Origin of the sequence: Gardnerella vaginalis, from assembly GCF_001546455.1 — a bacterium.
Taxonomy (GTDB): Bacteria; Actinomycetota; Actinomycetes; order Actinomycetales; family Bifidobacteriaceae; genus Bifidobacterium; species Bifidobacterium vaginale_B.
Genome location: NZ_KQ956821.1, coordinates 57,342 through 63,813, shown reverse-complemented (window position 1 = coordinate 63,813; position 6,472 = coordinate 57,342). Strand labels below are relative to the sequence as shown.

The window sequence follows — 6,472 nt, the reverse complement described above, 5'->3', positions numbered from 1 at the left end:
CTGCCTTTTCGCTTGAGAAGCGTAGCGCGCGAGCGATATTTCCCGAGTTTGTACGTGATTTGGGTGGAATGTGGTACAAAGTGCGGAGCTGTTTTCCGCGTTTTGTACGTGATTTAGGTTGATTTTGGTACAAAGTGCGGAGTTGTTTTCCGCGTTTTGTACCACGACACGCCGTAAATCAGGTACAAAACACTACGGTTATTAATCTAGATAGTTGGAAAAATGAGCGAAAACGTAAATCCGAAAACGTAAATCAAAAATAGGGGAGCCAAAATGTCGATGGAACATCCAAATCGCAGCAATGAGCGAATTGTTGACGTTGAGCGAGATATTATGAGCCGCGCTCCAGAGCATAATAAAACGAATCTTGATTTAGACAGAATGCGCTTAATCCTTGATATTTTGGGGCATCCAGAGCAGTCGATGCATGTGATTCACATTACTGGCACTAATGGCAAAGGTTCCACGGCGCGCATGGCGGAGGCGATTTGCCGCGCGTACGGTTTGCGCACAGGTCTTTACACTTCGCCGCATTTGCAGCGCGTAAACGAGCGAATTATGATTGACGGCCAAGAAATTAGCGATGACCAGTTTGTTGATGTGTTTGATCAAATGAAAGACATTATAAACATGGTTGATGCGCGCATGGACGCCGATGGCAAGCCGCGCATGAGCTTTTTTGAAGTGCTTACGGCTATGGCGATTTGGGCTTTTGCCGACGCTCCTGTAGATGTTGCCGTGATGGAAGTTGGCATGGGTGGCGAATGGGACGCCACTAATGTTGTGAACGCGGATGCTGCGATTATTGGCCCTGTAGACATGGATCACATGCAATGGCTTGGAAACACGGTTGAAGAGATTGCGCGCACAAAGGCTGGCATTATTAAGCCAAATTGCACTGTGATTTTGGGGCCGCAGCCACACGAATCGCAAGTTTTGCCGATTATTCAAGAGGTGGCAAATCGCAATAATGCCAAGCTTTTACGCGACTTTAGTGACGGTAGTGGCGAGTTAGAGGTTGTTTCACGCATGCCAGCTGTTGGCGGGCAAGTGGCCACTTTGCGAACTCCAAATGGCGTTTATACGGATGTTCCGATTGACAAGTTTGGTGTGCATCAGTCGCATAATGCGTTGGCGGCGCTTGCTGCTGCGGAGGTTGTTCTGCCTGTAAATGGCGCTTTAGACGGCGATTTGGTTGCCGAGGCTTTGAGTCAAGTTAAGGTTCCGGGCCGCATTGAGCAAGTTCGTACTTCTCCAACGATTATTATTGACGGCGGTCACAATGTTAACGCTGCCGAGTCGCTCCGTAAAACAATCGAAGAAAACTATAATTTTGAGCAGCTTATTGGCGTTGTAGCAATGATGGCAGATAAGCAAGTTGAAGAATATTTGGGTGTGCTTGAGCCGATTTTAACTAAGATTATTGTTACGCGTAACTCTTGGCGAGACCGCGTGATGGATCCTAAAGACCTAGAGAAGATTGCGATTGGCGTATTTGGTAAAGATCGCGTGATTCGCGTTGACGATCTTCCAGACGCTATTCAAACGGCAGTGAATCTTGTTGATGAAGACGATGAGCTTGGAGTGGGGTATGGTCACGGAGTGCTGATTTGCGGCAGCTTTGTTACCGCAGGAGATGCGCGCACTATGCTGATTGAGCGCGTTAATCCAGACTTAAAGAAGCCAAAAGATCAACGCGCTAACATTCATCCAAATCTTGCGGAATGACTTTAGCCAAAGAGGCGTTAGCTAAAGAGGCGCTTAATAACAAGCGAATCGCTTTCGTAAGGAACGTGCTTGTTGTTGTGCTTAATCCAGCGCTCATCGCCCTTTCCAATAATGAGGATTACGTTTAATAAATCGCTATCTTCATCGCGTTTGCTTTGCTCGCCGCGCTTTCTAGCTTCGTTTACACTGTGCTCAATCGCCTGCGTTCTATCGATTATTATTTGCGATTTAACGCCTGGGTTTGTTATGCAAGATTTCATGTCGTTGCAAATATCCATTGGATCTTCGGTGTTTGTGTCTTCGATTGTAAACACAAACTCGTCGATTCGATTCTGCGCAGCTTGAACAATCTCTTTGCGTCTATCGTACGCTTTGTTTCCAGCAGACCCCGTAACAAGAGTAGTGTATAAACTCTGGCTTGCGTATTTTTCTTCAACAAAGTCCAGTAGCGCCTTTACAGAAACGTAATTATGCGCGTAGTCAACTATTGCGATTGTGTTGGATTTTGGATCCTCAAAAATCTCCATGCGTCCTGGAATTTCAACGTTTTCAATCGCGTGCAATGCGTCAATATTGTTGATTAAATCTGGTTGCGCGTTTTGTGCGATTGCAATTGCCGCAAGCGCATTCTCGTAGTTAAAGTCGCCTGCGATTTTTAGGTTGAATCTGTCTATTGTGTTGTATTCAGGAATATCTTGATCTTTGAAATTGGTAATATCGCCTCCCAAAACCGCAATGCAATGTTCTGACGTACTTTGCGCACCTTGCGATTCTTGCGATTCTTGCGATTCTTGCAATTCTGGTACCGCTATATACTTTGGCAAAACAAGCTCAGGGTACTTTGCGCTGTTTTCGTAAGGGTGAATATCGCAATGATTGCTGCATTCTGGGCAATCGCAAGTGTTTTCGTCTATTTCTTCTCTGTGGATTCTTGAAAAAGTTGTGACTTTTACGCCATTTTGATCTGCATCTTGAATAATCAAATCCGCATGTGCGCAATCCGCATTAAGCACAAGTGCATCCGTATTTTTTACGATTTGACGCTTGCAATACAAATAATCTTCAAAAGTTGGGTGTTCGATTGGGCTTATGTGGTCTGGGCTAATGTTCAAAAATGCCGCAACATTAAAGTGCAATCCATAAACGCGGTTAACTTTGTACGCCTGCGAAGAAACTTCCATAACAAGGTATTTCATGTCATTTTCTACGGCCTGGCTCATCATTCTAAACGCGTCTAGGCTTTCTGGCGTAGTCAAGTCCGACTCAACATATGTTTTACCGTCTAAGCAATTGTCTACCGAAGAGAATAGCGCCGCTTTGCCATTAGAATGTGCGTTCAAAATAGCATGAGTAAAGTATGCTGTGGTTGTTTTGCCTTTTGTTCCCGTAATTCCAATAGTCGTAAGCTTTTCTTGCGGGTTGCCAAAGAATGCTGCCGAAAGCACGCTCATTGCTTTTCGAACGTCTGTTACAATCAGCCCAACTGCATTGGTGTAATCCGAGTAGCAATCTTGTGAAACATAAGCAGTTAAGCCGTTTTTATCCGCGTCTTTAAGATATTCTGGCTTAAAATTGCCCTTAATAAAAAGCAGCGTGTTTGGCTTAATATCGCGCGAATCGTACGTTATGTGGCTGTACGGATTTGTGTGGTTATCAAAATCTCTAGCATCTATTGACCAAGTTTGGTCGTGTTCGTGCGTTAAATCGTCATGTTTTTGTGTGCTTTTATTTTGTATTATTTCTCGCAAAAGATTTTGCTTTAACAAAATATTGCTTGCTTCGTCTAGAGATAATTTTTGTAAAGGCATTTTGATTTTCCGTGTTGATTTTCCGTGTTGTTTAGTGATGTTGTTTAGTCGCGTATCGCTAGTAATTACAGCCAGCTTCCTTCGCCAGCTGGTCTTCCTTTAGACTTAAGCCAGTTATTAAAGCTTATTTTCCATTTTGCGTAAGCTTCCCGCTGCCAGGCCATAATCTCGCATAGCTTAAGATTTGCAACGTTTTCGTGCAGCTCGCTTATTGGTTTAATTAGATCCACGGCAGCAACAGTGTCGGCTGTAGCGTCGTGAAAATCGCCAATCGGCTCCACTGCGTAAAACTGCGTTGTGTACGTAAGAGTGCGTTTACCTGTGCGCTTAGAAACAGCGCGGTCTATAACAAGCGGGTCTACAACAAGCATTTCGCCGCCGTTAACCGTGCTTTTTTGGCGATTTTGCAAAGGCTCAAGACTCCACCTTTGTAAATCATGACTTAACATTTTAACGTCAAAAGGAGCGTTGTATGCAAGAAGTGGAATATTTTTGCTTTGCGCAAGGCTAATGGCACTTCCAAGCAACTCAATCTCTTGCGTTGGATCTCCTCCGTTTTCTTGCAAAAACTCGTCTGTAAAGCCGTTTACTTCGCTTGCTTTAGGGTTGATTGGCTTATGCGGGTTTACAAGCCACGTTGCAATAACGTCATTGTTATGCCCAAGCGCTGGGTCTCTAAGAACAAGCGTTGCGGAGCAGATTGAATCGCTGCCAACAATCGCGCCCGTTGTTTCTGTGTCGAAACCAAGCAGCATTGATTTGCACAGTGTTGTGTTTGAATCTTGCTGCGGTGCTTTTTCTAGTGCTTCTAGCAACTCATCTATGTTCTTTGCCATGCAATAATCCTAGAATGCAGCGCAGACCCCTTAAGAGTTATTTGATGTTATTTATATTTGATGTTATTTAAGTGTTGATAAAACAAAACCCACGGCAATAAATCCGTGGGTTTTTAGTTACAAATTTATACGCAAATCAAACGTATTAAGCATTTGCATTAAGCGTTCGCATTAAGCGTCTGCATTAAGCATTTGGCCTTTTGCCGTGATTTGCTGCCTTTTTGCGGCGAGCCTTGCGCTTGCGTCCACGCATACCCATAATAAACTCCTAACAATTAAAATGAACAACCTTAGGGATTATCGCACGTTGCCGCGACGTTTACTAGCTTTAGGCTAGAATGTTTGCCACAGTTGCATTAAGCAAGTTAACAAGGTCATTTGGATTTAAAACAACGTCAAGACCGCGTTTTCCGCCAGAAACAAGGATTTCATCAAAGTGCATAACGCTGGCATCTAGCACGGTTTCGTGGTGTGTGCGCTGGCCAAATGGGCTGATTCCGCCAACCACATATCCGCTTTCGCGCTGAGCTACGTCTGGGCTTGTCATGCTGGCTTTCTTTGCATTTACTGCGCTTGCAATTGCCTTCATACTTAAGCGGCCATTTACTGGAACAATCCCAACTACGCGCTTTTCGCCCGTATCTACCATAAGTGTTTTGCAAACTTGTTCTGCGTTTACGCCTAATTTTTGCGCTGCTTCCATACCGTAGCCGTCATCCATGTGGTCTGCATCGTGCTCGTAGTCAACAACGCGGAATGTGATTCCAGCGTTTTCTAACTGTGCTATTGCTGGCGTTGCTTTTCCTGTTGCAGCATGCTTTTTACTCATCTAAATCCCCTATGCAAATGCTTTGCGAAAACCCCCTGCGATGAATCACCGCAAGGGGTTTGTAGCCTTTTAGGCTTATTTCGCCTTATTTAGCTATTAGCTATTAGCTTTATTGTATCTCGCTAATTTCACTCAGCAATTTCAGCAAAGTAGAGCAAGGTACGAATCATGTTAGCGGTAAAGCCGTACTCGTTGTCGTAGAAGGTAACGGTACGAGCCAAGGTTACGCCGTCAACAGTGTTAACATCGGTCTGAGTTGGATCGAAAACGCCACCGTGGGTGTCGCCAATAATGTCGGAAGACACAATGCTATCGGCGTTGTAGCCAAAGTAATCGCAGTTTTCGAATGCCTTCTTAAAGGCTTCGTTGATTTCTTCGGTGGTTGCTGGCTTCTCGAGAACGGTGGTCAACTCGGTAACAGATCCATCTGGAACCTGAATACGCTGAGCGTGACCCTGAAGCTTGCCGTTAACCTCTGGAACAACCTTGCCGATTGCCTTAGCAGCACCAGTGGAGTGCTCGATTGTGTTGCAAGCAGCAGAACGGTTGTTACGTGGCTTGGAGCCGCGTGGGCCGTCAAGAATCATCTGGGTGCCAGTGTAAGCGTGGATAGTGGTCATAAAGCCAGACTTAATTCCCCAGTTATCTTGCAAAAGCTTAACCATTGCAGCCATGGAGTTGGTGGTGCAGGAGCCAGCGGAAACAATGTTATCGGTTGGCTTTAAGATCTCTTGGTTTACACCGAACACAACGGTTGGAGTGGTTTCATCTTTAGCAGGAGCGGAGATAAGAACCTTCTTAGCTCCAGCGTTCAAGTGAGCCTGGGACTTTTCTGCAGAAGTGTAGAAACCGGTGCATTCGAGCACGAACTCAACGCCATCGTTCTTAACCCATGGAATGTTGTTTGCGTCTTTTTCGGCGTAAACCTTGTAGGTCTTGCCGTCTACAACGATTGCGTCTTCGGTGGAGGTAACCTCGACTGGAGTGCCATCGTCGTGGCGGAAAGTGCCATGAGTGCTGTCGTACTTAAGCAAGTAAGCAAGCATTGAAGGAGTGGTCAAATCGTTGATGGCTGCGACTTCGATATCGCCAGCTTGACCGCCACGAGCCTGAAGCTCAAAAATACGACGGAATGCCAAACGGCCGATACGTCCAAAGCCGTTAATACCAATCTTGACTGTCATTTGGGATCTCCCTTGAGTGAAACCTTAACGCACGGTTTTTGCGATTTTTCGCGATTCTTAACAATACGTTTTTGGTCTTCGTTATTA

At 45.2% G+C, this 6,472-nt stretch carries 6 protein-coding genes; 1 reads left to right on the top strand and 5 read right to left on the bottom strand.

The genetic code is table 11. The features are described from left to right. The first annotated feature begins 273 nt into the window (after window positions 1–273). Window positions 274–1,728, top strand: a complete 1,455-nt coding sequence (locus HMPREF3216_RS04840) for a bifunctional folylpolyglutamate synthase/dihydrofolate synthase (RefSeq protein ID WP_060787183.1) — start codon at window positions 274–276, stop codon at window positions 1,726–1,728. 17 nt (window positions 1,729–1,745) lie between these two features. On the opposite strand, the gene HMPREF3216_RS04835 is transcribed toward HMPREF3216_RS04840, so the two are convergent. The 5 genes from HMPREF3216_RS04835 to gap all read right to left on the bottom strand — a co-directional run bounded on the left by HMPREF3216_RS04835 (window position 1,746) and on the right by gap (window position 6,385). Beyond that, the gene (locus tag HMPREF3216_RS04835) at window positions 1,746–3,536 is read right to left on the bottom strand and encodes a UDP-N-acetylmuramoyl-L-alanyl-D-glutamate--2,6-diaminopimelate ligase (protein WP_060787182.1); all 1,791 of its coding nucleotides are present in this window, start codon (window positions 3,534–3,536) and stop codon (window positions 1,746–1,748) included. A gap of 65 nt (window positions 3,537–3,601) precedes the next feature. Next, window positions 3,602–4,372 (bottom strand): exonuclease domain-containing protein, encoded by a 771-nt coding sequence (locus HMPREF3216_RS04830; protein ID WP_060787181.1) that lies wholly within the window; start codon window positions 4,370–4,372, stop codon window positions 3,602–3,604. 184 nt (window positions 4,373–4,556) lie between these two features. Further along, window positions 4,557–4,631 carry a 50S ribosomal protein bL37 gene (locus HMPREF3216_RS06680; protein ID WP_369803150.1) on the bottom strand — a complete coding sequence of 25 codons (75 nt, stop codon included), beginning with the start codon at window positions 4,629–4,631 and terminating at the stop codon, window positions 4,557–4,559. Between the two features lie 69 nt (window positions 4,632–4,700). Beyond that, window positions 4,701–5,201 carry a Cys-tRNA(Pro) deacylase gene (gene ybaK, locus HMPREF3216_RS04825; protein WP_060787180.1) on the bottom strand — a complete coding sequence of 167 codons (501 nt, stop codon included), beginning with the start codon at window positions 5,199–5,201 and terminating at the stop codon, window positions 4,701–4,703. A gap of 128 nt (window positions 5,202–5,329) precedes the next feature. Beyond that, complete coding sequence (gene gap, locus HMPREF3216_RS04820) at window positions 5,330–6,385, bottom strand: type I glyceraldehyde-3-phosphate dehydrogenase (RefSeq protein WP_016636398.1); 1,056 nt, start codon at window positions 6,383–6,385, stop codon at window positions 5,330–5,332. Between the last annotated feature and the right edge of the window lie 87 nt (window positions 6,386–6,472).